21 protein-coding genes are annotated in these 25,523 nt (G+C 73.3%); 11 read left to right on the forward strand and 10 right to left on the reverse strand.

All coding sequences use genetic code 11. The annotated features are described in order from the left end of the window. Positions 1-121: 121 nt before the first annotated feature. Positions 122-919 carry a glycerophosphodiester phosphodiesterase family protein gene (locus tag QP090_RS32775; protein ID WP_285943536.1) on the forward strand — a complete coding sequence of 266 codons (798 nt, stop codon included), beginning with the start codon at positions 122-124 and terminating at the stop codon, positions 917-919. 59 nt (positions 920-978) lie between these two features. Here QP090_RS32775 and QP090_RS32780 read toward each other — a convergent pair whose 3' ends face one another. After that, positions 979-1,269: a type II toxin-antitoxin system Phd/YefM family antitoxin gene (locus QP090_RS32780; protein WP_285943537.1), complete on the reverse strand. Its 291-nt coding sequence runs from the start codon at positions 1,267-1,269 to the stop codon at positions 979-981. An 81-nt stretch (positions 1,270-1,350) separates the two neighbouring features. Here QP090_RS32780 and QP090_RS32785 point away from each other — a divergent pair, with 81 nt between their 5' ends. The 3 genes from QP090_RS32785 (at position 1,351) to QP090_RS32795 (ending at position 3,088) form a co-directional block, all read left to right on the forward strand. Then, complete coding sequence (locus QP090_RS32785; RefSeq protein WP_285943538.1) at positions 1,351-1,995, forward strand: ClpP family protease; 645 nt, start codon at positions 1,351-1,353, stop codon at positions 1,993-1,995. Continuing rightward, entirely contained in the window at positions 1,995-2,600 is a 606-nt protein-coding gene (locus QP090_RS32790; RefSeq protein ID WP_285943539.1) for an ATP-dependent Clp protease proteolytic subunit, read from the forward strand. The genes QP090_RS32785 and QP090_RS32790 overlap by 1 nt, the downstream gene beginning before the upstream one ends. Positions 2,601-2,743: 143 nt before the next feature. Next, positions 2,744-3,088, forward strand: a complete 345-nt coding sequence (locus QP090_RS32795; protein ID WP_285943842.1) for an RNA polymerase-binding protein RbpA — start codon at positions 2,744-2,746, stop codon at positions 3,086-3,088. A 113-nt stretch (positions 3,089-3,201) separates the two neighbouring features. Here the strand turns inward: QP090_RS32795 and QP090_RS32800 are convergent, their stop codons facing one another. The 6 genes from QP090_RS32800 to kamD all read right to left on the reverse strand — a co-directional run bounded on the left by QP090_RS32800 (position 3,202) and on the right by kamD (position 9,816). Beyond that, positions 3,202-3,738 (reverse strand): FxsA family protein, encoded by a 537-nt coding sequence (locus tag QP090_RS32800; protein WP_285943540.1) that lies wholly within the window; start codon positions 3,736-3,738, stop codon positions 3,202-3,204. Between the two features lie 126 nt (positions 3,739-3,864). Beyond that, positions 3,865-4,611: a polyprenol monophosphomannose synthase gene (locus tag QP090_RS32805; protein ID WP_285943541.1), complete on the reverse strand. Its 747-nt coding sequence runs from the start codon at positions 4,609-4,611 to the stop codon at positions 3,865-3,867. A 5-nt stretch (positions 4,612-4,616) separates the two neighbouring features. Further along, the gene (gene lnt / locus QP090_RS32810) at positions 4,617-6,362 is read right to left on the reverse strand and encodes an apolipoprotein N-acyltransferase (RefSeq protein ID WP_285943542.1); all 1,746 of its coding nucleotides are present in this window, start codon (positions 6,360-6,362) and stop codon (positions 4,617-4,619) included. Between the two features lie 624 nt (positions 6,363-6,986). Beyond that, the gene (gene kal, locus QP090_RS32815; protein WP_285943543.1) at positions 6,987-7,382 is read right to left on the reverse strand and encodes a 3-aminobutyryl-CoA ammonia lyase; all 396 of its coding nucleotides are present in this window, start codon (positions 7,380-7,382) and stop codon (positions 6,987-6,989) included. Next, entirely contained in the window at positions 7,379-8,194 is an 816-nt protein-coding gene (gene kamE / locus QP090_RS32820) for a lysine 5,6-aminomutase subunit beta (RefSeq protein WP_285943544.1), read from the reverse strand. Before kamE ends, kal begins: the two co-directional genes overlap by 4 nt. Continuing rightward, positions 8,191-9,816, reverse strand: coding sequence for a lysine 5,6-aminomutase subunit alpha (gene kamD, locus QP090_RS32825; RefSeq protein WP_285943545.1), 1,626 nt, complete (start codon positions 9,814-9,816; stop codon positions 8,191-8,193). Before kamD ends, kamE begins: the two co-directional genes overlap by 4 nt. A 587-nt stretch (positions 9,817-10,403) precedes the next feature. Here kamD and QP090_RS32830 point away from each other — a divergent pair. Further along, positions 10,404-11,171, forward strand: coding sequence for a bestrophin-like domain (locus QP090_RS32830; RefSeq protein ID WP_285943546.1), 768 nt, complete (start codon positions 10,404-10,406; stop codon positions 11,169-11,171). 684 nt (positions 11,172-11,855) lie between these two features. Here QP090_RS32830 and QP090_RS32835 read toward each other — a convergent pair. Beyond that, on the reverse strand, positions 11,856-14,222 hold the full coding sequence (locus tag QP090_RS32835) for an excinuclease ABC subunit UvrA (protein ID WP_285943547.1): 2,367 nt from the start codon (positions 14,220-14,222) through the stop codon (positions 11,856-11,858). Between the two features lie 452 nt (positions 14,223-14,674). Between QP090_RS32835 and QP090_RS32840 the strand changes: the two genes are divergently transcribed. Continuing rightward, a complete protein-coding gene (locus tag QP090_RS32840; RefSeq protein WP_285943548.1) occupies positions 14,675-16,336 on the forward strand; it encodes a TROVE domain-containing protein in 1,662 nt (553 codons plus the stop codon). A 68-nt stretch (positions 16,337-16,404) separates the two neighbouring features. Here the strand turns inward: QP090_RS32840 and QP090_RS32845 are convergent, their stop codons facing one another. Next, the gene (locus QP090_RS32845; protein WP_285943549.1) at positions 16,405-17,736 is read right to left on the reverse strand and encodes a DUF2252 domain-containing protein; all 1,332 of its coding nucleotides are present in this window, start codon (positions 17,734-17,736) and stop codon (positions 16,405-16,407) included. Positions 17,737-17,787: 51 nt separating this feature from the next. Then, positions 17,788-18,882, reverse strand: a complete 1,095-nt coding sequence (gene kdd, locus QP090_RS32850; protein WP_285943550.1) for an L-erythro-3,5-diaminohexanoate dehydrogenase — start codon at positions 18,880-18,882, stop codon at positions 17,788-17,790. 170 nt (positions 18,883-19,052) lie between these two features. On the opposite strand from kdd, the gene QP090_RS32855 reads away from it, so the two are divergent. The 5 genes from QP090_RS32855 to QP090_RS32875 all read left to right on the forward strand — a co-directional run bounded on the left by QP090_RS32855 (position 19,053) and on the right by QP090_RS32875 (position 25,499). Further along, positions 19,053-20,477 (forward strand): KamA family radical SAM protein, encoded by a 1,425-nt coding sequence (locus QP090_RS32855; RefSeq protein WP_285943551.1) that lies wholly within the window; start codon positions 19,053-19,055, stop codon positions 20,475-20,477. Between the two features lie 43 nt (positions 20,478-20,520). Then, a complete protein-coding gene (locus QP090_RS32860; protein ID WP_285943552.1) occupies positions 20,521-21,879 on the forward strand; it encodes a cytochrome P450 in 1,359 nt (452 codons plus the stop codon). Between the two features lie 94 nt (positions 21,880-21,973). Further along, the gene (locus QP090_RS32865) at positions 21,974-23,011 is read left to right on the forward strand and encodes a hypothetical protein (protein ID WP_285943553.1); all 1,038 of its coding nucleotides are present in this window, start codon (positions 21,974-21,976) and stop codon (positions 23,009-23,011) included. A gap of 81 nt (positions 23,012-23,092) precedes the next feature. Further along, entirely contained in the window at positions 23,093-24,202 is a 1,110-nt protein-coding gene (locus tag QP090_RS32870) for a DUF3616 domain-containing protein (RefSeq protein WP_285943554.1), read from the forward strand. A gap of 67 nt (positions 24,203-24,269) precedes the next feature. Further along, on the forward strand, positions 24,270-25,499 hold the full coding sequence (locus tag QP090_RS32875) for an acyl-CoA dehydrogenase family protein (protein WP_285943555.1): 1,230 nt from the start codon (positions 24,270-24,272) through the stop codon (positions 25,497-25,499). Positions 25,500-25,523 lie beyond the last annotated feature (24 nt).

Raw genomic sequence — 25,523 nt, forward strand, 5'->3', positions numbered from 1 at the left:
GATCGTCGGGCGACAGGACGGTAGCACCGGTGCCCGCGACCGCGCGTCCGGCCCGATGCCTTGACATTGTAAGGTCGAGCCTGGAGTGCCGGAGCGCCCGGTGGCGGCCATAATCGGGTGAGTGCCGCGCTCGTACGAATTCCTCGATCACCCCGGGCCGATCCCGTTCGCCCACCGAGGCGGCGCAGTCGGCCGTCCCGAGAACTCCATGGCCGCCTTCCAGCGCGCCGCCGACCTCGGCTACCGCTACCTGGAGACCGACGTCCACGCGACCGCCGACGGCGTCGTGGTCGCCTTCCACGACCGCACCCTCGACCGGGTGACCGACCGCACCGGCGTCATCGGCCGGCTCCCCTACACCGAGGTCGCCAAGGCCCGCATCGGGGGCGCCGAGCCCGTCCCCCGGCTGGAGGAGATCCTCGGATCCTGGCCGCGCGCGCGGGTCAACATCGACCTGAAGGACCCCGGCGTGATCGGCCCGCTCGCCCGGACGCTGCACCGCGCCGGCGCCTGGCACCGGGTGTGCATCACCTCGTTCTCGACCCGCCGGCTCGCCCGGATGCGCGCCCGGCTGCCGCTGTTCACCGACCAGGACGTGTGCACCGCCCTCGGCCCGCGCGGCGTGATGGCGCTGCGCGCCAAGTCCTACGGCGGCCCCACCGCCAAGCTGGTGCGGCTCGCGGCCACCGGCGTGGCGTGCGCGCAGGTCCCCTACGGGCTGGGCCCGCTCCCCTTCGTCACCGAGGCGTTCATCGCCCAGGCCCACGAACTCGGCCTCAGGGTGCACGCCTGGACGGTCAACGACGCCGCCGAGATGGGCCGGCTCCTGGACCTCGGGATCGACGGGATCATGACCGACGAGCTGGTCACCCTGCGCCATGTCATGGCCGCGCGCGGCCTGTGGCACCGCACCGGCTGAGAGCGCCGGGCAACGCCGGACGGGACCGGCCGGTCAGCCGGTGCGGTGCCGCCGCGCGCTCAGGGGCCGAAGCCGGGCGGACGGGGCGGGCCGGGCGGGCGGTACTCGGCCGCGATGCCCAGCGGCGCCGGCCCCGGCCCCGGCCGCTCGGCCTGCGGCGCGGCCGTGCCCGTCCGGGTCAGATCGGCGCGCTGGGCCCGTAGGCTCTCAAGAAGCTCCAGGTCTTCGGCCGACACCAGGGCCGCCATCGGCTTGCCGCGCCGTGTGAGCACGACCGGCTCACCCGTGTAGGCGACCCGGTTGACCAGGTCGGCGAACTGGGCTCGAGCTTCCGTTACCGGAACATCCACGGGATTCATCGTATAGCGAACCGGCTTGGTGCCGACCCCCGTGAGATGTACGGTCTGTACAGATCATCTTTGGGAGGGCTCATGCGCACATCACCGGAACCGGGGTTCACCCCGCAACGGCCGGAGACCTACGTCGGACGGTCGCGGGCACAGGCCGCCGAGATCCCGCAGCTCGCGCAGGCGGCGCTGTTCGAACGGCTGCTCGCGCAGCGGATCGTGTTCCTCGGCCAGGAGATCGACGACGGGGTGGCCAACCAGATCAACGCCCAGCTCCTGCTGCTGGCCGCCCAGGACTCCCGGCGGGACATCACGATCTACATCAACTCCCCCGGCGGCGTGGTCGACGCCGGGATGGCGATCTACGACATGATGCAGTTCGTCCCGAACGACATCTCCACCGTCGCGATGGGCATGGCCGCCTCGATGGGGCAGACCCTGCTGTGCGCCGGGGCGGCCGGCAAGCGCTACGCGCTCCGGAACGCGCGGGTGATGATGCACCAGCCGCACGGCGGCATCGGCGGCACCGCCTCCGACATCAAGATCCAGGCCGAGCAGTCGCTGTACCTCAAGCGGACGCTGGCCGAGCGGACCGCCTTCCACACCGGGCAGCCGCTCGAGCGGATCGAGGCCGACAGCGACCGGGACCGCTGGTTCACCGCCGAGCAGGCCCGCGAGTACGGCATGGTCGACCACGTCATCGACAACACCGACCGGGTGGGCTCCTGATGGGCCCGAGCGCCGAGAGCCGCTACATCCTGCCCTCCTTCGTCGAGCGGACCTCGTACGGGACCAAGGAGAGCACGCCGTACAACAAGCTGTTCGAGGACCGCATCGTGTTCCTCGGCACGCCGGTCGACGACACCAGCGCCAACGACATCACCGTGCAGCTCCTGGCACTGGAGGGAATGGACCCCGACCGGCCCATCTACCTCTACATCAACTCGCCGGGCGGCTCCTTCACGGCGATGATGGCCATCCTCGACACGATGCAGTACATCAAGCCGGAGGTCGAGACCACCTGCGTCGGGCAGGCCGCCTCGGCCGCGGCGATCCTGCTGGCCGCCGGGAAGCCCGGCACCCGGGCCGCGCTGGCCAACGCGCGGATCCTGCTGCACGAGCCGGCCGTCGGGACCTCCCGCGGGCAGTCCAGCGACCTGGAGATCCAGGCGCGGGAGATCCTGCGGCTCCGCGCCGAGATGGAGTCGATCCTGGCGGAGGCGACCGGCCGCGATCCCGAGACGGTCCGCCGCGACCTGGATCGCGAGCGGTACTTCACCGCCGAGGAGGCGCGCGAGTACGGGCTGATCGACGAGGTGCTCACCAGCCGCTAGCCGGGACGGCGCCGGAGATTTCCGCCGGCGCCGGGCGGGAGGCCGCAAAGAGCAGGGTTGGATCAGGCCCCGGGCGGGAATCTTGAGACGGGATCCAGCGTTGGTCTGGACAAGACCTCAAGCCGTCTGGGAGGCACTTGACGATGGCCGAGCGCGCACTTCGCGGCACCCGACTCGGAGCGACGAGCTACGAGAACGATCGCAACACCGATCTGGCCCCTCGGCAAGAGGTGGACTACACCTGCACCAAGGGCCACCGGTTCACCGTGACGCTCGCAGCCGAGGCCGAGGTGCCCATGACCTGGGAATGCCGTAGCTGCGGCGCCACCGCCCTGCGGGTCGACGGCGAGCTCCCCCAGACCAAGAAGGGGAAGCAGCCGCGCACCCACTGGGACATGCTCATGGAGCGCCGGACGCTCGAGGACCTCGAGGAGGTCCTGGCCGAGCGCCTGGCGATCCTGCGGGCGGGACGCAGAAGGACCGCCTGACCGATCGAACGACGTATCGCACCGGCAATGCGTCGGAAGGGGCTCGTGCCGCCATCGGCGGCACGAGCCCCTTCCGCTTCTTCCGCTTCGGTGGCCCCGGCGGGCCTCGGTGATCAGTCCTGGGAGGGGCGGTCGTCGTCGTGGACGACCTCGCCGCGCACGACCGGGCCCCTGGGCACGCTCGCCCCGCCGTCGGCGTCAGAGCGACCTCTCGGCCTCGCGGGCCCGAACCCGCCGTCGGTCGTGCCGGGCGGGAACATCATCGCGCCGCGCGCCTCGGCGGCCCGCATCCGCCGCTCGGCGAAGCGGGCCAGCGGCCGGCGGACGAGCGGGCGGGTGAACGGCAGCACGAACAGCAGCCCGACCACGTCGGTGACGAAGCCCGGGACGGCGATGAGCACGCCGCCCGCCAGCACCAGCGCCGCGTCGGCGAGCCGGCGGTCGGTCATCGCCCCGCGCCGGAGCGCGTCCTGGAGGGCCCGCCAGGCGCGCCGCCCCTCACGCCGGACGATCCAGGCGCCCACGGCGGCACCGGCGAGCAGGAGCAGGACGGTCCACCAGCCGCCGATCGCCTGCCCCACCTGGATGATCACGTAGATCTCCAGGGCCGGCATCAGCAGGAACGCCAGGACCAGCACGAGCGGCAGCATGACTCCATCTTCGCTAGGCGGTGGTGCCTCTAGCTTGGACAACGCCGCCGGGCCTCCGATCGTTTCCCCAGATCGGGGACGGACCGAAGAAACCGGCGGCGGCCCCGGATACGGGCGGGGGCGCGGTCAGCGGCGGGAGCGGAGCCTGCCGACCCGGTCGGCCATCCCCCACTGGGTCACCCGCCACATGGCCTCGGCCACGATGTCGCGGCTCATCTTGCTGCTGCCGTGGGTGCGGTCGACGAAGGTGATGGGGACCTCGACGACCTTCAGGCCCTGCCGCAGCGCGCGCAGCGCCAGGTCGATCTGGAAGCAGTACCCGCGCGAGTCGACCCCGTCGAGGCCGAGCTTCTCCAGAGTCGCGGCCCGGAACGCGCGGTAGCCGCCGGTGGCGTCGTGCAGCGGGACGCCCAGCACCATCCGCGTGTAGGTGTTGGCGCCGCGCGAGAGCACCTCCCGCGACTTGGGCCAGTTGCGGACCTTGCCGCCGGGCACCCAGCGGGCGCCGATCACCAGGTCGGCGTCCTCCAGCGCGGCGAGCAGCCGCGGGAGCTCCTCGGGCTGGTGCGAGCCGTCGGCGTCCATCTCGACCATGACGTCGTAGCCGTGCTCGGCGGCCCAGCGGAACCCAGCGATGTAGGCGGTGCCGAGGCCGTTCTTGCCGGTGCGGTGCAGCACCTTGACCTGCTCGTCGTCCGCGGCGAGCGCGTCGGCCAGGTCGCCGGTGCCGTCGGGGCTGGCATCGTCCACGACCAGCACGTCCACGGGGGGCGCCGCGGCCCGGACCCTGCGGGTGATGCGCTCGATGTTGTCCCGCTCGTTGTAGGTCGGGATGATCACGAGCACCCGGCCGAGGTCGGCTGGGATCTCCATCGGTGTCAATTCCCCTCGTTCTTCCTGGTGGTCGACCATGCGGCCACGCCGACGGCCCCGAGCGCCAGCGCGGCCAGCGCCCACTCGGGGAGGGCACCCAACCGGTCGGACAGCGTACGCGACGTACGGGCCGGGACGCTCGCCACCTGGATGTCCGGGACGAATTCCCTCGACCGGTCGATCATCCGGCCGTCCGGGGCGACGATCGCGCTGATCCCGCTGGTCGCCGCCACCAGGATCGTACGGCCATGTTCGACGGCCCGCAGCCGCGACATGGCGATCTGCTGCGGCGGGAGGCTGGTCATGCCGTAGGTGGCGTTGTTGGTCTGGACGACCAGCAGCTCGCCGCCGGCCACGTCGCGCACCTCCTGGTCGTAGGCGACCTCGAAGCAGATCACGTCGCCGATCGTGACCGGGCCGAGACGCATCACCCCCGAGCGGGTGCCCTTGGCGAAGTCGCGCGGGATCCGCTGGAAGCGGGTGATCAGCTTGGTGAGGACGTCGCGGAACGGCAGGTACTCGCCGAACGGCACCGGGTGCCGCTTGACGTAGTAGTCGCCGGGGCCGGTGCGCGGGTCCCAGACGATGCCGCGGTTCTCGACCTTCTCGCCGTCGGGTGTGTCGGTGAGCGCGCCGACCAGCACCGGCACGCCGATCTCGCGGACGGCGCCGTCGATGGCCTGGTAGGCGTCGGGCTCGACGTAGGGGTCCAGGTCGCTGGCGTTCTCGGGCCACACCACCAGCTCGGGCCGGGCCACCTGGCCGGCGCGGACCTGTGCGGCGAGCTCGCGGGTGCGCTGGACGTGGTTGTCGAGCACGGCCTTGCGCTGGCTGTTGAAGTCCATGCCGAGCCGGGGCACGTTGCCCTGGATGACCGCGACGGTGACCGGCTCGCCCTCGGACGGGGTGGGGATGAGCAGCCCGCCGCCGAAGATCAGCGCGGCGGCGGCCAGCGCCACCGCGACGGGCCGGATCGCCTGCCGGTAGCCCGGTCCCCGTTCTGCCCGCTCCCGCGGCCCCTGGTCAGGCCGCAGGCCGTCCGTCTCGGGGCCGTCCGTGCTGCCGGGGCCGTCCGTGGCACCGGCGGGGTCCGTGGTGCCGGGGTCCGTGCTGCCGGGGCGCGCGCGGCGGGCCCGCAGGAGCGCCGCGGCGGCGTAGGCCAGCAGCCCGCCGAGCAGCGCCGTGAGGAAGCTGACCAGTGGCGCGCCGCCGAGCGAGGCGAACGGCGTCAGTGGGGTGTCGGTCTGGCTGAACGCCAGCCGCGCCCAGGGGAAGCCGCCGAAGGGCACCCGCCCGCGGATCAGCTCCTCGGCGACCCAGAGCGCCGCGGTCCACAGCGGCCAGCCGGGCAGGCGGGTGACCAGCGCCACGCCCGCGCCGAGGGGGACGAGGTAGAGGGCCTGCACCAGGCCCAGCAGCACCCAGGCGTCCGGCCCGATCTTGACGATCCCGTCGAGGACCGGGATGAAGAACGCGGTGCCGCCCACGAAGCCCAGCCAGGCGCCCGTCCGCGCGGACGTGCCGCGCAGCGCCAGGGTGAGCACCGCGACGCCGATCGGGGCCAGCGGGATCAGGTCGGCGGGCGGGAAGGCCAGCCACATGAGCAGCCCGGCGGCCACGGCGACCAGGGTGCGGGGCCAGCCCGCGCGGCCCCCGTGGCGCAGCGCGGCGGCCAGCCGTGCCCCCCTGCCCGTGCGGGCGGAGCCGTCCCGGCCTTCGTCCGAACCGGTGCCCGCGGGCCGTTTCGGCATGGTCTCCTGCGCCACTCCACACCTCGTTCACTCGGGCCACTGGCCGGAACGCTACCGGCCCCGGGCGACCGCGGCGACCGCGGCGCCACCGGTGCCGCGCGCCCGCGCGGGGCGCCCCTCTGCCGTTCATCATCTCGTCCCCGTGCGGAGGGCCGGCGCCGCAGGGTCCGCCCAGCCGCAGGGGGCGGGCAAGGACCGGGGTGGGCGGGGCACGCGTTAGAGCGCTCTACAGCGCGCGGACGACAACGGACACGGAAGAGGGCCCGTGACATCCGTCGGGCCGGAGTCGCCCCACAGGCGGTGGGAACGATGCACCGTTTTCTACTGGATGTCCGGGCCCTTCCCGGGTCCAACCCCCCGCCCGACCGGGCGGCTCCGCTCCGACGCGGTGGCCGGTCACCACACTGGCTCGGACGGGGACAGCGCGAGATCCGCTGTGGCCCCCGTCGCGGCGCGGTGTCCGGTGGCGCCTCGAGCGGCCGATCGGTGAGTCCCGTGGTGGACTGCAGCAAAACTACCGACTTCCACGGCCTTGTCAACCGCCGCATGTTCTGCGGTGACTCCATGTTCAGCCAGCTCAGCGCCATGATCAGGGCAATCTTGGAATTCGCCCCGGTCAGCGGCTCACCGGCCGGTGTCCGACACCACCACGACCCCGGTGGCGGTGACCGCCACGATCGGCTCGGCGAGCGCCTCGGCCGCGGAGTCGCCCCGGTCGGGACGGCCGCGGCACACCACCCTCGCCTCGAAGTCCATGGTGCGGCTGCGGCGGCCCGCCCGGGTCACCGTGGCGGTCGTCTCCAGCATGTCCCCGGCCCGCACCGGGGCGCGGAACTGGACGTCGGAGTAGGAGGCGAACAGCCCCTCGTCGCCGTCGGCGCGGACGCACACCTCGGTGGCGACGTCGCCGAACAGGCCGAGGACGTAGGCGCCGTCCACCAGGTTCCCGGCGTAGTGGGCGTGCGCGTACGGGACGTACCGCCGGTGGGTGACGCTGAACCCCTCGCTCGGACCGCTCATCGGTTCTCCTCTCGTGGCAGCAGGGCGTGGACGAGGTAGCTGGCGACCTCGGCGGGGGTGGTGCCCCGGCCGAAGATCCGGTCCACGCCGAGGTCCTCGGCGGACACGGTGTCGAAGCGGGGGCCGCCGACCACCAGCAGCGGCCGGCCCATCCCGGCGGCGACCGCGGTCGGGTACTCGGCGTGGAAGGCGGCGGCCATCTGCTTGGTGTTGTGCAGGTGCGCGTTGCGCTGGGTGACGACCTGGGAGACCAGCACCGCGTCGGCGTCGGCGGCTTTGGCCCGCTCCACCAGTTCGGCAACGGTCACCTGGGCGCCCATGTTGACCACCTCGACCTCGCGGTAGTATTCCAGCCCCTTCTCCCCCGCGAACCCCTTGACGTTGAGGATCGCGTCGATGCCGACGGTGTGCGCGTCGGTGCCGATGCAGGCGCCCACCACGACCAGCCGCCGGTTCAGCGACGCGCGGATCGCCAGATCGGTCTCCTTGGCGCTGAGCAGCGGGAACTCCCGCTCGGGCGGCGCGGGGATGCTCGCGTAGTCGATCAGGTGGCCGGCCCGGCCGTACACGATGAAGAAGGTGAAGTCGGGGCCCATCGGCTTGGCGTGCACGACGCTGGCCGGGTCCAGGCCCATCTTCCCGGCGAGCTGGAGCGCGGCGGCCTCGGCGCGCTTGCCGGCCGGGACGGGCAGGGTGAACGATATCTGGATCATGCCGTCGCCGGTGGTGTCCCCGTACGGCCGGATGACCTGGCGGGTGTCGGCGGGCTCGGCGGGGGCCTGCGTGCTCCCGGCGGGGCTCTCGATCGTCATGCGGGCACCTCCTCGGCGTGGGCGGCGTGCGGGTCCTCGGTGTCGAGGATCTCGATGGCGGGGTTGAGGTATCCGTCGGCGCGCTCGACGACGCCGTCCAGCCCCTTGCCGCCGTCCGGGGGCCGCCGGGTGATCCCGAAGGTGCCCTCGGCGATGGCGGTCAGCAGCCCGTCGCCCTCGACGCGCTCGAGCAGCTCGACCGACTCGGCCAGCACCTGCCGGGCGCGCTGGACGATGAAGCCGTCCGGGCGCGGGACGAAGTCCTCGGCGAGGCTCCCGCAGGCGTCCCGGACGTAGCGGACGTTCTCCAGCGCGAGGTCGCGGTCGGACAGCCACGGCGTGTGGATGCCCTCGGTCATCATCCCGATCAGGATGATCGACTGGCCGGTCATCACCCCGGCCAGGTTGAAGAACGCGTCGAGCAGGTAGCCGGCGAAGATGTTGCCGGTCATGTGCTTGGTCGGCGGCATGTACTTCAGCGGCGCCCCGGGGAACAGCTCGCGCACCAGCTGCGCGTGCGCGAGCTCCAGCCGGAACGACTCGGGCACCGCCGGGTTGATCTCGAAGGCGTGGCCGAGGCCGAGCTGGGCGTCGGCGAGACCGGCCTCGTGCCCGAACCGCTCGTTGAGGAGCTGGCTGACGATCACGGTGTGCGCGGCGTCGACCGCGTCGGCGGTGGTGAGGTAGTTATCCTCGCCGGTGTTGATCATGATGCCGGCGCGGGCGTGGATCTGCCGGGAGAACCGCTGGTCGATGAACGTCCGGCGGGGGTTGATGTCGCGGAAGATGATCCCGTACATGCAGTCGTTCAGCATCATGTCCAGGCGCTCCAGCCCGGCGAGCGTCGCGATCTCGGGCATGCACAGCCCGGAGGCGTAGTTGGTGAGCCGGACGTAGCGGCCGAGCTCGCGCGACACGTCGTCGAGCGCGGCGCGCATCAGCCGGAAGTTCTCCTGCGTGGCGTAGGTGCCGGCGTAGCCCTCGCGGGTGGCGCCCTCGGGCACGAAGTCCAGCAGCGACTGGCCGGTCGAGCGGATCACCGCGACGACGTCGGCGCCCTCCCGGGCGGCGGCCTGCGCCTGCGGGATGTCCTCGTAGATGTCGCCGGTCGCGACGATGAGGTAGATCCACGGCTGCGCGGGGTCGGCCCCCGTCCCCGGCGAGGGACGGCCGCCGGCGCCGCCGGTGAGCATCCGGTCGCGTTCCGCGCGGCGGCGGTCGATGCGGTTCATGCCGGTGCGGGCGGCCTGCCGGGCGGCGTCGGCGGCGTGGCCGGCGTCGGCCCCGGCCGGGAGGCGGAAGCGGACGCGGCCCCGCGCGGCGGCCCGGGCCAGCTCGCCCAGATCGCCGTACGGGCCGTTCAGCAGCGCGTCCCACACCGGGAGGGCCACGCCGTGCTCCAGGCCGACCTGGTCGCGGACCGCGTCGGCGAGGTGGTTGACCCAGGGGCGCCCGCCGTCATCGGCACCCGACATCCCCGCCAGGCGCAGCAGCGCGCGCTCGACCGACACGGTCGTGTGGGTGCGGGCCATCCGGATGATCGGTTCCGCGGCGCGCGCGGCCAGCCCCCGGGCGGCGCGCACCACCTCCGGATCGAGATCGAGTTTCCCTTGCGGCGCCATTGCCGTCTCCCCTCACTCGTCCCTGCCTCCAAGCCGGACCCGGCAATCGTCCGTCCCAGCTTGACCGTTACAGGAGATCTTCCGGGATGTACCCCGATATCCGCAAGAACTCTCCGCCCCCGGAAATTGGGGGATGATCAGTGTCCCGACCCCGCTCCGGGCGGCCGAAAGAAGCCGATCCTCGCGACGGGAGCCCTCCTTGTCCATCCTCAGGGCGCCCCGCGTGGCTCGCCCCCTGGCGGCGCCGCTCCTGGCGCTCCCGCTCACGGCCGCGGGCACGGGCGCGGCCGCGGGCACGGGCACGGGCACGGGCGGAGCGAGGAGGACGGCAAGCCGGTGTTCCACGCCGAGTACGAGCTGCCCTGGACCGCTTCTGCGCGCAGGCGCGGCGGCTCGGACTCAGCTCCATCCACAAGAAGGCCGACCTGCCCGCCGAACGGCGGCCCTGCACCCGCTGACGTAACCGTTCGATGACGGTCGGTGAAATATCCACTCCAACTACTAATCGTGAGTTTACTATCACGTGAAGTAGCGGCCGGACCGCGCGCGGGCCGGCCGGAGGCGTCCTCCGTTCGGGGAAGAGGGTCATGATCGTCTATCTTCTGGCCGCGGCGTGCGCGATCGGCGTGGTGCTCATCGCGAGCCGCATGGTGCTCCGGCTCCGGTTCGGCACCGACGACGCCGATCCCGACGGGCCCACCTCGTCGCACACCGGGGCGATGCTCTCGGCGCTGTTCCTGCTGACGTTCGCCATCGCGATCGTGGTGCCCTGGACCAGCGCCGACGCCGCCCGCTCCAACACCTACACCGAGAGCCAGGCCGTGGTGGAGGCGTACTGGGCGGCGGGACGGCTGCCCGCCCCCGACGCCGAGCGCACCCGGGCCGAGCTGCGCGACTACGTCCGGGTCGTGCGCGGGCCCGAGTGGCGGCTGATGGCCCACGGGCGGATGAGCCCCGACGGGTCGGCCCGGCTCGACCGGATCCGCCGCGAGATCACCGCTCTGAAGGCCGCGGGCGACGAGTCGCGCGACGCCAGGGCGGCGGTGCTCGACCACCTCACCGAGATCTCCGCCGCGCGCCACCAGCGCGCGATGGACGCGCGGACCACGCCGCCGCGCGCGCTGCTGGTGATGACCTTGCTGACCGGGCTGGTGATCATCCTGCTGCCGTTCCTGGTGGGCGCCCGCCCGCGCGGCATGGCGCTGGTGCCGCTCGCGCTGATGTCGGGGCTGCTGGCGGTCGGCATGTACCTGACGATCGACATCGCGCACGTGTTCACCGGGGCCCTGGCGGTCCATCCGGACGCCTTCACCAGCGTCCAGGCCGAGCTGCTGCGCATCACGAGGGGTGGCTGACGGTGCGGCCCGGCCCGGTGGTCCTCCCCGCCGTGGTCGCCGCGGCGCTGGCCTTCCCCTCGGCCTCGCTCGCCCTCCCCGCGCCCGCACGGGCGGCGCCCGCCGCCGCGTCGACACCGCTGATCGGCGTGTGCGTCGGCGTCGACGTCGGGGGAATCGTGGGCGTGCACGCCAGCGTCGGTGTCCTGGGCCACCACCACTGCCCGCGTCCGCCGAAGCCGCCGCATCCCGCACACCCCCCACACCCCCCACACCCGCCGCACCCGCCGCACCATCCGCACCATCCGGCGCCCCCGCATCCGCCCAAGCCGCCCGAACCTCCGAAGCCGCCGGTCGTCGTCCCGCCGAAGACACCGAAGACGCCGAGGCCGCCGCAGCCTCCGGCGCCGCCTCCCGCGTCACCGCCTCCGAACGGGCACCAGGCCGCACCGGCGCCCAGGCCGCCGGTGCCGCGCCCGGCGCCCGTGGTCAGGCCCTCCCCCGCGCCCTCACGCGCCGCGCCCGTTCCCGCACCGTCCGGGACGTCCGGTACACCGTCGGCCTCGGCCCCATCGTCGCGGTCGCGGCCGAAGGCGGCGAAGCAGCCACAGCGGCGTTCCGATCCCCTCAAGACCACCCTGGTACTGGTGGTGATAGCGGTCGTCGTCAGCGCCGGCACGGCCATCGCGTTCGCGCGCTGACGGCTCAGCCGAGCCGGGCCCGCAGGTAAGGGGCGGTGCGCCCGGCGAGGGAGGACGCGACCTCGGCGGGCGTTCCGCTCGCGACGACGCGGCCGCCCTCGTCGCCGCCCCCGGGACCGAGGTCCAGCACGTGGTCGGCGGACGCCACCATGTCCATGTCGTGCTCCACGACGACGACGGTGGCGCCGCCGTCCACCAGCGCGTGCAGCTGGCGGGTGAGCAGCGCGGAGTCGGCCGGGTGCAGGCCGGTGGTGGGCTCGTCGAGCAGGTAGAGGGTGTGGCCGCGGCGGGCGCGTTGCAGCTCGGAGGCGAGCTTGATGCGCTGCGCCTCCCCGCCCGACAGCTCGGTCGCCGGCTGCCCCAGCCGCAGGTAGCCGAGGCCGACCTCGCGCAGGGTCTCCAGGGAGCGGGCGGCGGGGCGCACATCGGCGAGGAACGACGCGGCCTCGTCCACCGTCATGTCCAGGACGCCGGCGACGTTCACGCCCCGGTAGGTGATCTCCAGGGTGGCGGGGTTGTAGCGGGCGCCGTGGCAGACGTCGCAGACGGCGTAGGTGGTGGGCAGGAACAGCAGCTCCACCGAGATGTGGCCCTCGCCCTGGCAGTGGTCGCACCGGCCGCCGGGCACGTTGAAGGAGAAGCGCGAGGGGCCGTAGCCGCGGGCGCGGGCCTCGGCGGTGCCGGCGAACAGCTTGCGGACCGCGTCGAACAGCCCGGTGTAGGTCGCCAGGTTGGACCTCGGGGTGCGGCCGATGGGCCGCTGGTCGACCCGCACGACCCGTTCGATCCCGGCGCCGACGTGCTCGCCCGCCTCCACCGCCCGCTCGCCGAGGACGTCCACCAGGGTCGACTTCCCCGATCCCGACACCCCGGTCACAGCGGTGAACACCCCGAGGGGGACGTCGGCGTCCAGGCCGCGCAGGTTGTGCCGGGTGACCTCGCGCAGCCGCAGCACCCCGGCGGGCTCGCGCGGTTCCCGGCGCGGCGGGCGGATCTCGCCGAACAGGTAGGGGCGGGTGACCGAGGCGGGGACCGCGCGCAGTCCCTCGACCGGCCCGCTGTGCAGCACCAGACCGCCGTGCTCGCCCGCCCCCGGGCCGACGTCGACCAGCCAGTCGGCGTGCCGGACGACCTCCATGTCGTGCTCGATCAGGAAGACGCTGTTGCCCGCTGCCTTCAGCCGCTCCAGCACCGACATCAGCGACTCGGTGTCGGCGGGGTGCAGCCCGGCCGAGGGCTCGTCGAGCACGTAGACGACGCCGAACAGGCCCGAGCGGAGCTGGGTGGCCAGCCGCAGCCGCTGGAGCTCCCCCGCCGACAGCGACGGGCTCGGCCGGGCGGTGCTGAGGTAGCCGAGGCCGAGTTCGGTCAGCACCTCGATACGGGCCGTGAGGTCGCGCGTCAGCACCGCCGCCGGGCCCTCGCCGCCGGTGTGGGGGCGCAGCGCATCGGCGAGGTCGGCCAGGGGCAGCGCGGCCAGCTCGGCGATGGTCCGTCCGGCGAACGTCACCGCGAGCGCCTCGGGCCGCAGGCGCCGCCCGCCGCAGACCGGGCAGACGCGGCTGATCAGGTGCCCGGCGGCGCGCCTGCGCGCGGCCTCGCTCTTGGAATCGGCGTAGGCGTGCAGGACGAGCCGCCGCGCGCTGGAGTAGGTGCCCTGGTAGGGGCGCTGGATCCGGGGCGCCTCCCGCACCGGGTGCACCGTGACCACCGGCTGCTCGTCGGTGAACAAGATCCAGTCGCGCTGCTCCTGCGGCAGGTCGCGCCACGGGCGGTCGATGTCGTGGCCGAGGGCGTCCAGGACGTCGCGCAGGTTCTTGCCCTGCCAGGCGCCCGGCCAGGACGCGATCGCGCCGTCTCTGATGCTCAGCGACGGGTCGGGGACCAGCGACTCCTCGGTGACCTCGTGCACCTCCCCCAGGCCGTGGCAGCGGGGGCAGGCGCCGGCGACGGTGTTGGGCGAGAACGCGTCGGAGTCGAGCCGCCCGGCGCCGGGCGGGTAATCGCCCGCGCGCGACATCAGCATCCGCAGCGAGTTCGACAGGGTGGTCACGGTGCCGACCGAGGATCGGGAGGACGGCACCGACCGGCGCTGCTCCAGTGCCACCGCGGGCGGCAGGCCGGTGATCTCGTCGACCGCGGGGGCGGGCACCTGGTGCAGCAGCCGCCGCGCGTAGGGGGCGACGGACTCCAGATAGCGGCGCTGGGCCTCGGCGTACAGGGTGCCGAACGCCAGCGACGACTTCCCCGAGCCCGACACCCCGGTGAAGGCCACCAGGGCGTCGCGCTCGATCGCCACGTCGACGCCGCGCAGGTTGTGCTCGCGGGCGCCGCGCACCCGGACGCAGGGGTCGGAGGACGCAGGCTGCATGATCCACACAGTACCGATCCGTCGCCGCAGGTCAGAGCGCGGGCGGCGGGGCGGCGGGCGATTCGAGAGGCCGCCTCGGCCATTAATCGAAATGCGAACTCGTTTCACGGGTGTTAGTTTCCCTTTCAGGCACGCAGGGCTCGGTGTCCACACGGGTCGAAGGCCATCGGTTATCTTTCCCAGATTCCTCCGGTGGCCGTCTCCATATCCGTGTGGGCCCGGCTCTGCGGGCCGACCTGGAACGTGCGGGGAGGGCGGGTCGAAGCCCGTCGGTTACCACTATTAATGGAGAGGTTGCGGGTTCGATTCCCGCCACCGGGCGAAAATCCGGTGTAGCTCAATCGGTAGAGCACTTAATCCCGGTGGGCGCCACCACATCCGTCCTCCCCTCGCGGGCCAGCCACTCCCCCACATCCGCCAACCGCGGCGGGTCGAGCAGACGGAGGCCGACGATGGCCCGTGATCCCCTCGCGTCCGTGTCCGGCATCGCGACGCCCCAGTCGCGCCCGATCCCCGGGCGCGAGGCCGACCAGGTCCGCAACAACGCCGGCGGCTACGGGTTCTCCAAGGACCTGTGGACCCGTCTGGAGGACTTCCTGATCCTCGGCACGACCGGCGGCACCTACTACGTCGGGCAGGACCGTCTCACCGCCGACAACGCCCGGGTCGTGTTCGACGCCGTTCAGGCCGACGGTGTCCGGGTCGTGCGGCTGCTGACGGAGATCTCCACGGCCAGGCCGCCGCGGGCGCCGAAGAACCGGCCGGCGCTGTTCGCGCTCGCCGCCGCCGCGGCGCGCGGTGACGCGGGCACCAAGCAGGCGGTGAAGGCGTCGCTGGCCCAGGTCGCCCGGACCACCGATCATCTCGCGTCGTTCTTCGGCTACTTCAAGAACCTCGGCGGCAAGCCGAGCGCCGAGGGCACCTCACCCGTGGTCGGCCGCGCGATGCGCACCGCGCTGGGGTCGTGGTTCCTGGCCGGGGAGGTGAACCAGGTGGCGTGGCGGGTGTGCAAGGCGCGGCAGCGCACGACCCCGTCCGGCGAGGCGATGGCACTGCGGGACGTGCTGCGGATCGCGCACCCCAAGGCCGACGGCCCGGAGCGGCGCGCCCTGTTCGGCTGGATCGCCGGCAACGTGAGCGACGCCGACGCCCGCGGGCTCGTGCCGGCGATCGACGACTTCCTGATCGCGCAGGCGGCCACCGCCCCGGCGGACGCGATTCGCGTAGTGGGCGAACGGCGAGTGCCGTGGGAGTTCCTCCCGGACGCCGCGCTGAAGGACCCGGAGGTGTGGGACTCGCTCGTCGACACGATCGGGATGACGGCCCTGATCAGGAACCTGGCGCGGATGACGCGGCTCGGGACGCTCAAGCCGGCGGGCGACGCGACGCGGCGTGCCGCGGCGCGCCTCACCGACGCCGGGGCGCTCTCGAGGGCGCGGGTCCATCCGATGGACCTGTTCCTGGCGCTGCGGGTCTACCAGGCCGGTCAGGCTCAGCCGAACATGAACGCCGCCGTGCAGCGGTGGGCTCCCGTCCCCGCGATCGCCGACGCTCTGGAGGGTGCGTACGAGCTGTCGTTCGGGCACATCGAGCCGTCCGGCCGCAAGCTCCTGGTCGCCGTGGACTCGTCCGGTTCGATGGGGTGGAGCCGGCTCTTCTCGGGCGGGACCCCGCTGGGCACCTGCTACGAGGTCGGCAACGCGATGGCCGTCATCCTCAACCGGATCGAGGGCGCGAACTGTCACGTCATCGACGTCGACACCGGCATGCACCCGTCGAAGGTGACGGCCCGCACGAACCTGCGTGAGATCCGGTCCTGGCATCCGTCGGGCGGTGGCACGGACCTCGCGATCCCGTTCCAGTGGGCCGAGCGTGAGCGCCTGGACGTGGACGGGGTCGTGGTGTTCACCGACAACGAGACGTGGGCGGGGTCGTCGCACCCGACGCAGGCCCTGGCCTCCTACCGGGCCGGGGTCAACCCGCAGACCCGGGTGATCATGGCGGCGCTGGCCGCGAACGGTCACAGCGTCGGCGACCCCGGCGACCCCGGCGTGCTGAACATGGCCGGGATCGACGGGTCCCTGCCGACCGTGGTGAACGGCTTCATCCGCTGATCACCGGATGGTCGGCTCGACGCTCCGGCCGTCCTCGGGGAACTCCCCGTCCATGAATGCCTCCTCGGTTAGAGGCCGGGGATCTGGCCGTTGCGGAAGGCGTCGACGAAATAGCGGTGGTCGTCGCGCGCCACCGCGGCGTATTCCATGCCGAAGGCCACCATGGCGTCGACGAAGGAGCTCTCGTCCGGTCCGATCGCGGCGCTGATGGCGTCCTCGACCTGGAAGCCGACCAGGGTGTGGTCGGAGTCGCTGTCGGACACGCAGTGCACCTTGGCGGTGGCGCGGCCGAGGTCGTCCAGGATCGAGAGCATCTCCTCGGGCTCGGTGAGGCCCGACCAGTCGAGGTCCTCCTCGTAGGGCGAGAGCTCCTGCACGACGAAGCCGACGCCGTCGATCTGGGTGTGGCCGAGCCAGGGGTCGGTGTTGGCCTGGAGCGCGCGGCGGGAGACGGCGGTGCGGTGGCCGTGGTGCTGGAAGTAGTCGCGGATCCGGGCGTCGTCGACGATCCGGCTCGGCGCGGCCACGTTGCCCTGCTTCATCGACAGGACGACGTCGTTCTCCAGCGCCTGGCTGTGCCCCTCGACCAGCAGGTTGTAGGCCGACAGCCCGGCCGAGCCGATGCCGAACCCCGAGGCGCCGACGATGTCCTTGACCTCGTAGGTGAGGCTGCCGAACCGCTTCTCGTGCGGGATGGTGGTCAGGTAGTCGCGGTAGGCGGCCTCGACCTTGGCGCGCTCGTCGGCGCCGAGGCGCCGCACGCCGGCGCGGTCGCGGAACCGCCGCTCGTGCCGGTCGACCAGCGTCATCTCGTCCAGCAGCCCGACGCGGGTCGAGGAGAGCGCGGCGACCAGCACGCCGCGCACGTGCCCGTCGGCGGTGTCGAGGGTCAGCGCGAACTCGTGGTCGTCGTCGTTGGCCGCGAAGTGCCGGACCTGGTCGACGTAGGCGCGCACGTAGGTCTCGATGAGGCGGCGGATGTCGGTGTCGGAGATCGCCTTGCTCCAGGCCAGCAGGCCGAGGCTGGCGACCAGCCGCTTGACGTCCCAGGTGAAGTGCCCGACGTAGGCCTCGTCGAAGTCGTTGACGTCGAAGACGAACACGCCGTCGTCGTTCATGTAGGTGCCGAAGTTCTGCGCGTGCAGGTCGCCCTGGATCCACACCCGGGCGGTGCGCTCGTCGGCCCACGGGTCCTCGTCGCCGGCGATGTCGGCGTAGAACAGGCAGGCGCTGCCCCGGTAGAAGGCGAACGGGTCCGAGGCCATCTTGCGGAACCGGCGGCGGAACTCGGCGGGGCTGCGCTCCATCAGGCCCGAGAACGCGCCGACGAGCACGTCCACGATCTGGGCCTGCCGCTCTCGGGGGTCCCGCCGCCGCAGGTCCTCGGTGATGCTCGCCATCCAGTTCTCTCCCTCGATGATCTGATGCGTCCGCGCCGGGGGCGCATCAGGTCATTGTGCCGAATCGGCGCCGTGCCGGGCGGAGAACAGCGCACGAACCCCGGGTTCGGAGCGGAGCAGGTCGAAGGCGGTCGCGGCGTGCCCGGGGACGTATCCGTTGCCGATCAGCATGGTGACGTCGGCGGCGAGCCCCTCGGCGCCGAGCGCGGCGGCGGAGAACGAGGTGGCCATCGAGAAGAACACCACGGTGCCGCCGGGCGCGGTGGCCAGGATCGCGCCGTGCTCGCAGCCGGGCACGTCCACGCACACCACGGTCACGTCGGCGGGCCCGCCGATCGCCGCGGCGACGGCGACGGGGTCGCGGGCGTCGGCGCGGACGACGGCGTCGGCGAGCCCGGTCGCGGCCAGCCGGGCCTCCTCGTCCGCGGTGGGGACCAGGCCGATCGTGCGCGCGGCCCCGGCGCGGCGGGCGGCGGCCAGCGACAGCGACCCGCTCTTGCCCGCCGCGCCCAGCACGGCGACGACCGGGCCGGACGGGGCGGCGTCCGCGCCGTTCCGGGCGGCGGCGCGGTCGGCGACGACGCGGGCCACGACGCGGTGGGTGAGGGCGGGGGCGCCGCACACGTCCATGACCGCCAGGGCGAGCGGGACGGGCAGGTCGCCGGGCAGGACGGCGGCGATCGACCGGGCGAACAGGATGGCGTGCCCCTCGGCCGGGACCTGCTCCGACAGCCCGTCCCAGCGGGCCAGGCCGTCGGTGAGGGCCAGCGGGGTGAGGGTGAGCGACACCAGCGTGGCGATGCGGTCGCCCGGCCTGAGGCCGAGCGGGGAGTCGGGGCCGGCCTCCTCGACGACGCCGACGAGCATCCCGCCCGAGCCCGTCACGGGGTTGTGCATCTTCCCGCGCGCGGTGACGATCTCCAGCACCTCGCGGCGGATCGCCCCGGGGTCGCCGTCGTGGGCGGTGTGCAGCTGCCGGTAGGACGCCGCGTCGAGGTTGAGCCGCTCCACCCGCACCCGGACCTCGTCCGGCCCGATCCGCGGGTCCGGGTCCAGCCGGAGCGCCGCCTGGGGCAGCACGCCCGCCGGCTCCAGCACGCGGTGCAGGCCCACCGCGGTCTCCGTCCCGGTTCGTTCCTCGATCATCTGACCATCCCCGTCCCGACTGTTGGCGTCTGTTGGCGCCCGCTTGGGTCACTCTTGAGTAACCACGGAAGATGTCCCGGGCACCACTGGTTTCGACGAAAGTCTTCCCGTAACGTCTGGTCTATACAAGACTTTTATGCGACCAATCGTTCCGTGAGGAGGGGTCGACGATGACCACCGCCCTGCACCCCGGAGCGGGCACCGCCCGTCCCGGCCAGGCCGCAGACCAGCCCTACGCCTACCGGCGCCGGCCGCTGGAGGAGCCCGACTGGCGCCGCCTCCCGGGCTGGCGCGACGTCACGGCCGCGGAATGGGAGTCGGCCCAGTGGCAGCGCGCCCACTGCGTGAAGAACCTGCGGCAGCTCCGCGCGCTGATGGGCGACCTGCTGGACGAGTCGTTCTACGCCGACCTGGAACGCGACCAGGCCGAGCGCGCCACGATGTCGATGCTGGTCACCCCGCAGATGCTCAACACCATGGACACCTCCTCCACCGAGGCGTTCCACGCCGACCCGGTGCGCCGCTACATGATCCCGGTGCTCACCGACCGGCGGACGGACTGGCCCTCGCACCCCTGCTCGGCGCGCGACTCGCTGCACGAGGCCGAGATGTGGGCGGTCGAGGGCCTCACCCACCGCTACCCGACCAAGGTGCTGGCCGAGCTGCTGCCCACCTGCCCGCAGTACTGCGGGCACTGCACCCGGATGGACCTGGTCGGCAACTCGACGCCGGCGGTCGCCAAGCACAGGTTCACCGCCAAGCCCCCGGACCGGCTCGGCGCCATGCTCGACTACCTGCGCCGCACGCCCGGCGTCCGCGACGTGGTCGTCTCCGGCGGCGACGTGGCCAACCTGCCCTGGGCGCGGCTGGAGTCGTTCGTCGGCGACCTGCTCGACATCGACAACGTCCGCGACATCCGGCTGGCCAGCAAGGCGCTGATGGGCCTGCCGCAGCACTGGTTGCAGGATGAGGTCAGGGCCGGGATGGAGCGGCTGGCCGCCAAGGCGCACGCGCGCGGCGCGCACCTGGCGATCCACACCCACGTCAACGCCGCGCAGTCGGTGACCCCGCTCGTCGCCCGCGCCGCGCGGGCGATGCTCGAGGCCGGCGTCCGCGACGTGCGCAACCAGGGGGTGCTGCTGCGCGGCGTCAACGACTCCCCCGCCGCACTGCTCGACCTGTCGTTCGCGCTGCTCGACGAGGCCGGGATCATGCCGTACTACCTGTACATGTGCGACATGATCCCCTACAGCGAGCACTGGCGGCTGGCGGTGTGGGAGGCCCAGGAGCTCCAGCACGCGATCATGGGCTACCTGCCCGGGTTCGCCACCCCGCGGATCGTGTGCGACGTCCCGTACGTGGGCAAGCGGTGGGTGCACCAGCTCGCCGACTACGACCGCGAGCGCGGCGTCTCCTACTGGACCAAGAACTACCGCACCGGGCTGGAGGTGGGCTCGGGCGGCGGAGCGCGCGGCGCCGACCCCGACGCCCTGACCCGCCGGTACGAGTACTACGACCCGATCCACACGCTGCCCGAGGCGGGCCGGGCGTGGTGGCGGGACCGGGCGGCGGAGGAGGAGGGCGCCGCCGGGTGACCTGGCGGGCCGGGCCCTCCGGCGGAGGAATATCCTCACGTGGGTGACTTCCGACCTGATGGCCCGGTTCCCGATCGGCGCCGCCGCGACGGTCGCCTCCCTCGAGGACGACCCGCATCCGCTCCTCGCCCGGCTCCGCGCGGACGAGCCGGTGTCCTGGCTGCCCGCGCTCGACGGCTGGCTGGTGACCTCGCACGCCCTGGCCGTCCGGGTGATGCGGGACGCCGCCGCGTTCACCGTCGACGACCCGCGCTTCTCCACCGCGCGGCTCGTCGGGCCGAGCATGCTGTCGCTGGACGGCCGGGCGCACACCCGGCACCGTGAGCCGTTCGCCCGGCCGTTCCGTCCCGCGCAGACCAGGGAGCGCTTCACCGCGTTCGTCCAGGCCGAGGTGGACCGGCTGGTCGCCGCGCTCGCCCCGGCCGGGCGGGCCGAGCTGCGCGGCGACCTCGCGGGGCCGCTGGCCGTCGCGGTGGTCGCCGAGGCGCTCGGCCTCGAGGGGGTCGACGCCGCCACGATCCGCTCCTGGTACGGGGCGTTCGTCGACGCCGTCTCCGACCTCACCGCCGGCGGCGACGTCCCCGAGCGCGCACGGGAGGCCCACGGGCTCCTCCGAGAGGCGGTCGAGGCGGCACTGTCGGACGGACCGGAGCGAAGCGAGGACCGCCCGACAGCCCGACAGGGGTCTGGGGGTCGCCCCCCAGGGAAATCGGAGCCGGACGGACCGGAGCGAAGCGAGGACCGCCCGACAGCCCGACAGGGGTCTGGGGGTCGCCCCCCAGGGAAATCGGAGCCGGACGGACCAGAGCGAAGCGAGGACCGCGCGAGCTCGCTGCTCGCCGAGGCCGCCCACCAGGACGAGGGACTCACGGTCGCCGAGGTGGTCGCCAACGCCGCGGTGCTGATGTTCGGCGGTATCGACACCACCGAGGGCATGATCGTCAACGTGGCGCACCACCTGCTGGCGGCCCCCGGCGCGGCCGCGGCCGTCCGCGCGGAGCCCGGCCTGCTGGACGCCGCGATCGAGGAGTCGCTGCGGGTGGAGCCGTCGGCGTCGGTGGTCGACCGGTACGCCACCCGCGACACCGATCTCGGCGGTGCCCCCGTCCGCGCGGGCGACCTCGTCCGGGTGTCGATCGCGGGCGCCAACCGGGACCCGGAGGTCTTCCCCGCCCCGGACCGCTTCGACGTCCGGCGCGGCAACTCCGCCGACCACCTGGCGTTCGCGCACGGCCCGCACTTCTGCTTCGGCGCCCATCTGGCCCGGCTGGAGGCGCGCACCGCGCTGCACGCGATCCTGGAACGGCTGCCGAACCTGCGGCTGGACCCCGCGCGGCCCGCCGCGGCGCACGGGCTGGTCTTCCGCAAGCCCCCGCACGTGCACGTCCGCTGGGACATCTGACCCCGCGTACCCTCCCCCGCGAGGGGGAGACTCATCGCCCGCAGCGGGGAGGCGTCCGCCGCACCACGCCGGAAGCATCGTCGGCATGAGGACGATGACGCAAGGACCCAACGCCCCGGTCCTGCCCGGCCGGCGGGCCGCCGCGCCGCCCCGGCGCCCGGCCCGCCTGTCCGGCCCACGGCTGACCGGAGTCGCACTGGGCTGGGTGGTGGCCTACGGGGCGCTGAGGATCTACTGGCGACTCGGGCACGCGCCCGGCGACCTCTCGCCCGTCGGCACCGATCTGGTCGTCCTGGACGGCTGGGACTCCGTGGGACTGTGCGCCCTCGCCCTGCCGGTGATCATCGCGCTCGGGTCCGGCCGGGCCCTGAGCCTCGACGGCACGGCCAGGCGGACGCTGCTGGTCGCCGCCGGGGGCGTCGCGATCGCCTTCGCCGCCTGCGCGGCGCTGCTGCTGCTCGACGTGATCGGGGCGATCCTGCCGGGCCTCGGCATCGAGTTCTATCCGATCGGGGCGCTCAGCAGGTCCGCCTGCCTGGCCTCGGGCGTCCTCGTGGCGCTGGCGGCGCGCGACTACCGGCGGCGCACGCGTGCGGGCTGCGGCGCCTGCGGCGGTGCCGCCGCCCCGGGCCCGCTGGACCGCACCCCCCGCTGGGCCTACGCCGCCGCGTACTTCGCGGTCGCCGGATGCCTGGTGCGGATCGCCGCCCAGGCCGCCGTCGGATTCGGGCAGAACCCGATGTCCTCCGGCGTCTCGGCCGTCCTGTTCGAGGTCGGGTTCGTGCTCGGCGGGAGCGTGCTGCCGCTGGCCCTCGTGCACTCCTGGGGACGGACGTGGCCGCGCTGGACGCCCCGCGCGGCCGGGCGCCGGATCCCGCGCCGGCTGGTGCTGTGGCCCGGGGCCGGGATCTCCGGCGCGCTGGTCCTCTACTTCGGTCTCATGCTGCTCCAGATGTTCTGGGAGCGACTGAACGGCCGCAACCCGTTCCCGGCCACCGGCGGCCTGGACCTGCCCGAGACGTTCTTCTGGTTCGCGGTCCCTGGCTACTTCGCCTGGGGCGCCGGGATGGCCGTCGCGGCGGTCGCCTACGCCCGCCGCACCCGCACCGCCTGCCGGACCTGCGGGCACTGAGCCGCCGGACTGCGCCGCCGGGAGGCCGCCGGCCTCGGCGGAGCCCGCCGTCCGGAGCCGGCTCTGTGGGAACATCTGCGCATGATCGTGGAACGCCGGGTGGAGCTGCGCTTCGGGGCCGAGAGCCGGGAGGCCGGGACGCACACCAACCTGTCGGCCGTCCGGCGGGACGGGCCCTGCCTGTGGGTGGCGGGCGACGAGACCGCCACCATCGAGCGGCTGACCGCGACCACCGACGCGCGGGGCCGGGTCACCGGCTACGGCGGGCAGCGCTCGGTCGCGCTCGCGGACCTCGTCCCGCTGCCGGCCGGTCCCGGCGAAGAGGCCGACATCGAGGGCCTGGCGTGCGCCGGCGGGTGGCTGTGGGCGGTCGGCTCGCACAGCCTCAAGCGCAAGAAGATCAAGCCCGGCCACTCCCCCGCCAAGGCGCGCCGGAGGCTGGCCTCGATCGTGCGCGAGGACAACCGCTTCATCCTGGTCCGGCTCCCCCTGGCCGCCGGTGCGGACGGGCTGCCCGAGGTGGTGCGCGAGGACGGCGGCCGTACCGCCGCCGTGCTCGGCGGTCGGGGCGACTCCATCACCGACCTGCTGGGGGACGATCCGCACCTGGCCCCGTTCCTGTCGATCCCGAGCAAGGACAACGGCATCGACATCGAGGGGGTCGCCGCGCACGGCGACCGGCTCTACATCGGATTGCGGGGGCCCGTGCTGCGCGGCTGGGCGGTGCTGCTGGAGATCCGTCCCGAGAGCCACCTCGACGACCCGTCCCGGCTGCGGCTCGCGCCGGTCGGCGACGGCGGCGAGCCGTACCGCACGCATCTGCTGGACCTCGGCGGGCTCGGCATCCGCGACCTGTGCCCGCACGGCGACGACCTGCTCGTCCTCACCGGGCCGAGCATGGACCTGGACGGGCCGGTGCGGGTCGTGCGCTGGCCGGAGGCGGCCAAGGCCGACGCGGCGTGCGTCGTCCCGGCGGACGGGCTGGAGCCGCTCGGCGACCTCCCTCACGGCGAGGGCACCGATCACGCCGAGGGCATCGGGGTCCTGGACGACCCGGCCGGCGGCGGCATCCGGCTGCTGGTGGTCTATGACAGCCCCGCGCCCGGCCGGCTGACGTCGGGCGGCGGTGTGCTCGCCGACATCGTGACGCTGGGCGGGCGGCCCGCGGCCCCGGCCGCCACCCCGGGGTAAGTGCGCGCTTGCTATCTCTGCTTGGATGGGCAGCGCATCCGGCAGGCGGTCGAAAGGCGAGGCGAGCATGATCGAGTGGTCCGACGAAGACCTGATGATCCGGGACGCTGTGCGCGACTGGATCGAGGCGGAGGTCCGGCCCAACCTGGACGCGCTGGACGCGGGCGAGATGCCGCCCTACGACCTGATCCGCGGCCTCTACAAGACCTTCGGCATGGACGAGATGGCGCGCGCGTCGTTCCACTCGCGGCTGAAGAAGGAGCGCGCCGCCGCGTCCGGCACGGGCGAGGACGGCGCAGCCGAGGACGGCGCGGCCGAGGCGGGCGGCGGCAACGCATCCATGACGATGCTCCCGGTGATCGAGCTGTGCAAGGTCGCGCCCGGCCTGGTGTCGGCGATGGGCGTCAGCCTCGGCCTGGCCGCCGGGACGATCATGAAGCGCGGCACCGCCGAGCAGAAGGAGCGCTGGGGGCTGGACCTGCTGACCATGGAGAAGGTGGGCGCCTGGGCGATCACCGAGCCCGACTCCGGGTCCGACGCGTTCGGCGGCATGCAGGCCACGGCCCGCAAGGTCGGCGACGAGTACGTCATCAACGGGTCCAAGACCTTCATCACCAACGGCCCGTACGCCGACACGATCGTGTTCTACTGCAAGCTCGACGACGGCCGCGACCCGCGCGACCGCGAGATCCTCACCTTCGTCCTCGACCGCGGCATGCCCGGCCTGGACCAGAGCAGGCCGCTGCGCAAGATGGGCCTGCACTCCTCCCCCACCGGCGAGCTGTTCCTGGACGACGTGCGGGCGGGCGCCGACCGGCTCCTGGCCGCGGGCGCGGGCGGCGGCAGGGAGTCGGCCAAGCAGAACTTCGTCACCGAGCGCGCCGGGGTCGCGGCGATGTCGCTCGGCGTCATCGAGGAGTGCCTGAAGCTGTCGGTCGAGTACGCCAAGTCCCGCGAGCTGTGGGGGCAGCGGATCGGCGACTTCCAGCTGATCCAGCTCAAGCTCGCCAAGATGGAGGTCGCCCGCCTCAACGTGCAGAACCTGGTGTTCCGGCACGTGGAGATGCAGAAGGCCGGGCGCACCCCCACCCTCGCCGAGGCGTCGGCGATGAAGCTGTACTCGGCGCAGGCCGCCAGCGAGGTCGCGATGGAGGCCGTCCAGCTCTTCGGCGGCAACGGCTACATGAGCGAGTACCGGGTCGAGCAGCTCGCCCGCGACGCCAAGTCGTTCCAGATCTACGCGGGCACCGACGAGATCCAGGTGACCCACATCGCCCGGGACCTGCTCTCGCGCTGACCGGGCGGCCGGCCGCACGAACCG

Origin of the sequence: Actinomadura xylanilytica, from assembly GCF_030283145.1 — a bacterium.
In the GTDB taxonomy this organism is placed as follows: Bacteria; Actinomycetota; Actinomycetes; order Streptosporangiales; family Streptosporangiaceae; genus Spirillospora; species Spirillospora xylanilytica.

What these genes read in the sequence shown, in the direction of transcription:
- QP090_RS32785 (WP_285943538.1), top strand. Translation starts at nt 1,351, where the DNA reads ATGCGCACATCACCGGAACCGGGGTTCACCCCGCAACGGCCGGAGACC.
- QP090_RS32790 (WP_285943539.1), top strand. Translation starts at nt 1,995, where the DNA reads ATGGGCCCGAGCGCCGAGAGCCGCTACATCCTGCCCTCCTTCGTCGAG.
- QP090_RS32795 (WP_285943842.1), top strand. Translation starts at nt 2,744, where the DNA reads ATGGCCGAGCGCGCACTTCGCGGCACCCGACTCGGAGCGACGAGCTAC.
- QP090_RS32800 (WP_285943540.1), bottom strand. Translation starts at nt 3,738, where the DNA reads ATGCTGCCGCTCGTGCTGGTCCTGGCGTTCCTGCTGATGCCGGCCCTG.
- QP090_RS32805 (WP_285943541.1), bottom strand. Translation starts at nt 4,611, where the DNA reads ATGGAGATCCCAGCCGACCTCGGCCGGGTGCTCGTGATCATCCCGACC.
- lnt (WP_285943542.1), bottom strand. Translation starts at nt 6,362, where the DNA reads ATGCCGAAACGGCCCGCGGGCACCGGTTCGGACGAAGGCCGGGACGGC.
- kal (WP_285943543.1), bottom strand. Translation starts at nt 7,382, where the DNA reads ATGAGCGGTCCGAGCGAGGGGTTCAGCGTCACCCACCGGCGGTACGTC.
- kamE (WP_285943544.1), bottom strand. Translation starts at nt 8,194, where the DNA reads ATGACGATCGAGAGCCCCGCCGGGAGCACGCAGGCCCCCGCCGAGCCC.
- kamD (WP_285943545.1), bottom strand. Translation starts at nt 9,816, where the DNA reads ATGGCGCCGCAAGGGAAACTCGATCTCGATCCGGAGGTGGTGCGCGCC.
- QP090_RS32830 (WP_285943546.1), top strand. Translation starts at nt 10,404, where the DNA reads ATGATCGTCTATCTTCTGGCCGCGGCGTGCGCGATCGGCGTGGTGCTC.
- QP090_RS32835 (WP_285943547.1), bottom strand. Translation starts at nt 14,222, where the DNA reads ATGCAGCCTGCGTCCTCCGACCCCTGCGTCCGGGTGCGCGGCGCCCGC.
- QP090_RS32840 (WP_285943548.1), top strand. Translation starts at nt 14,675, where the DNA reads ATGGCCCGTGATCCCCTCGCGTCCGTGTCCGGCATCGCGACGCCCCAG.
- QP090_RS32845 (WP_285943549.1), bottom strand. Translation starts at nt 17,736, where the DNA reads ATGGCGAGCATCACCGAGGACCTGCGGCGGCGGGACCCCCGAGAGCGG.
- kdd (WP_285943550.1), bottom strand. Translation starts at nt 18,882, where the DNA reads ATGATCGAGGAACGAACCGGGACGGAGACCGCGGTGGGCCTGCACCGC.
- QP090_RS32855 (WP_285943551.1), top strand. Translation starts at nt 19,053, where the DNA reads ATGACCACCGCCCTGCACCCCGGAGCGGGCACCGCCCGTCCCGGCCAG.
- QP090_RS32865 (WP_285943553.1), top strand. Translation starts at nt 21,974, where the DNA reads ATGACGCAAGGACCCAACGCCCCGGTCCTGCCCGGCCGGCGGGCCGCC.
- QP090_RS32870 (WP_285943554.1), top strand. Translation starts at nt 23,093, where the DNA reads ATGATCGTGGAACGCCGGGTGGAGCTGCGCTTCGGGGCCGAGAGCCGG.
- QP090_RS32875 (WP_285943555.1), top strand. Translation starts at nt 24,270, where the DNA reads ATGATCGAGTGGTCCGACGAAGACCTGATGATCCGGGACGCTGTGCGC.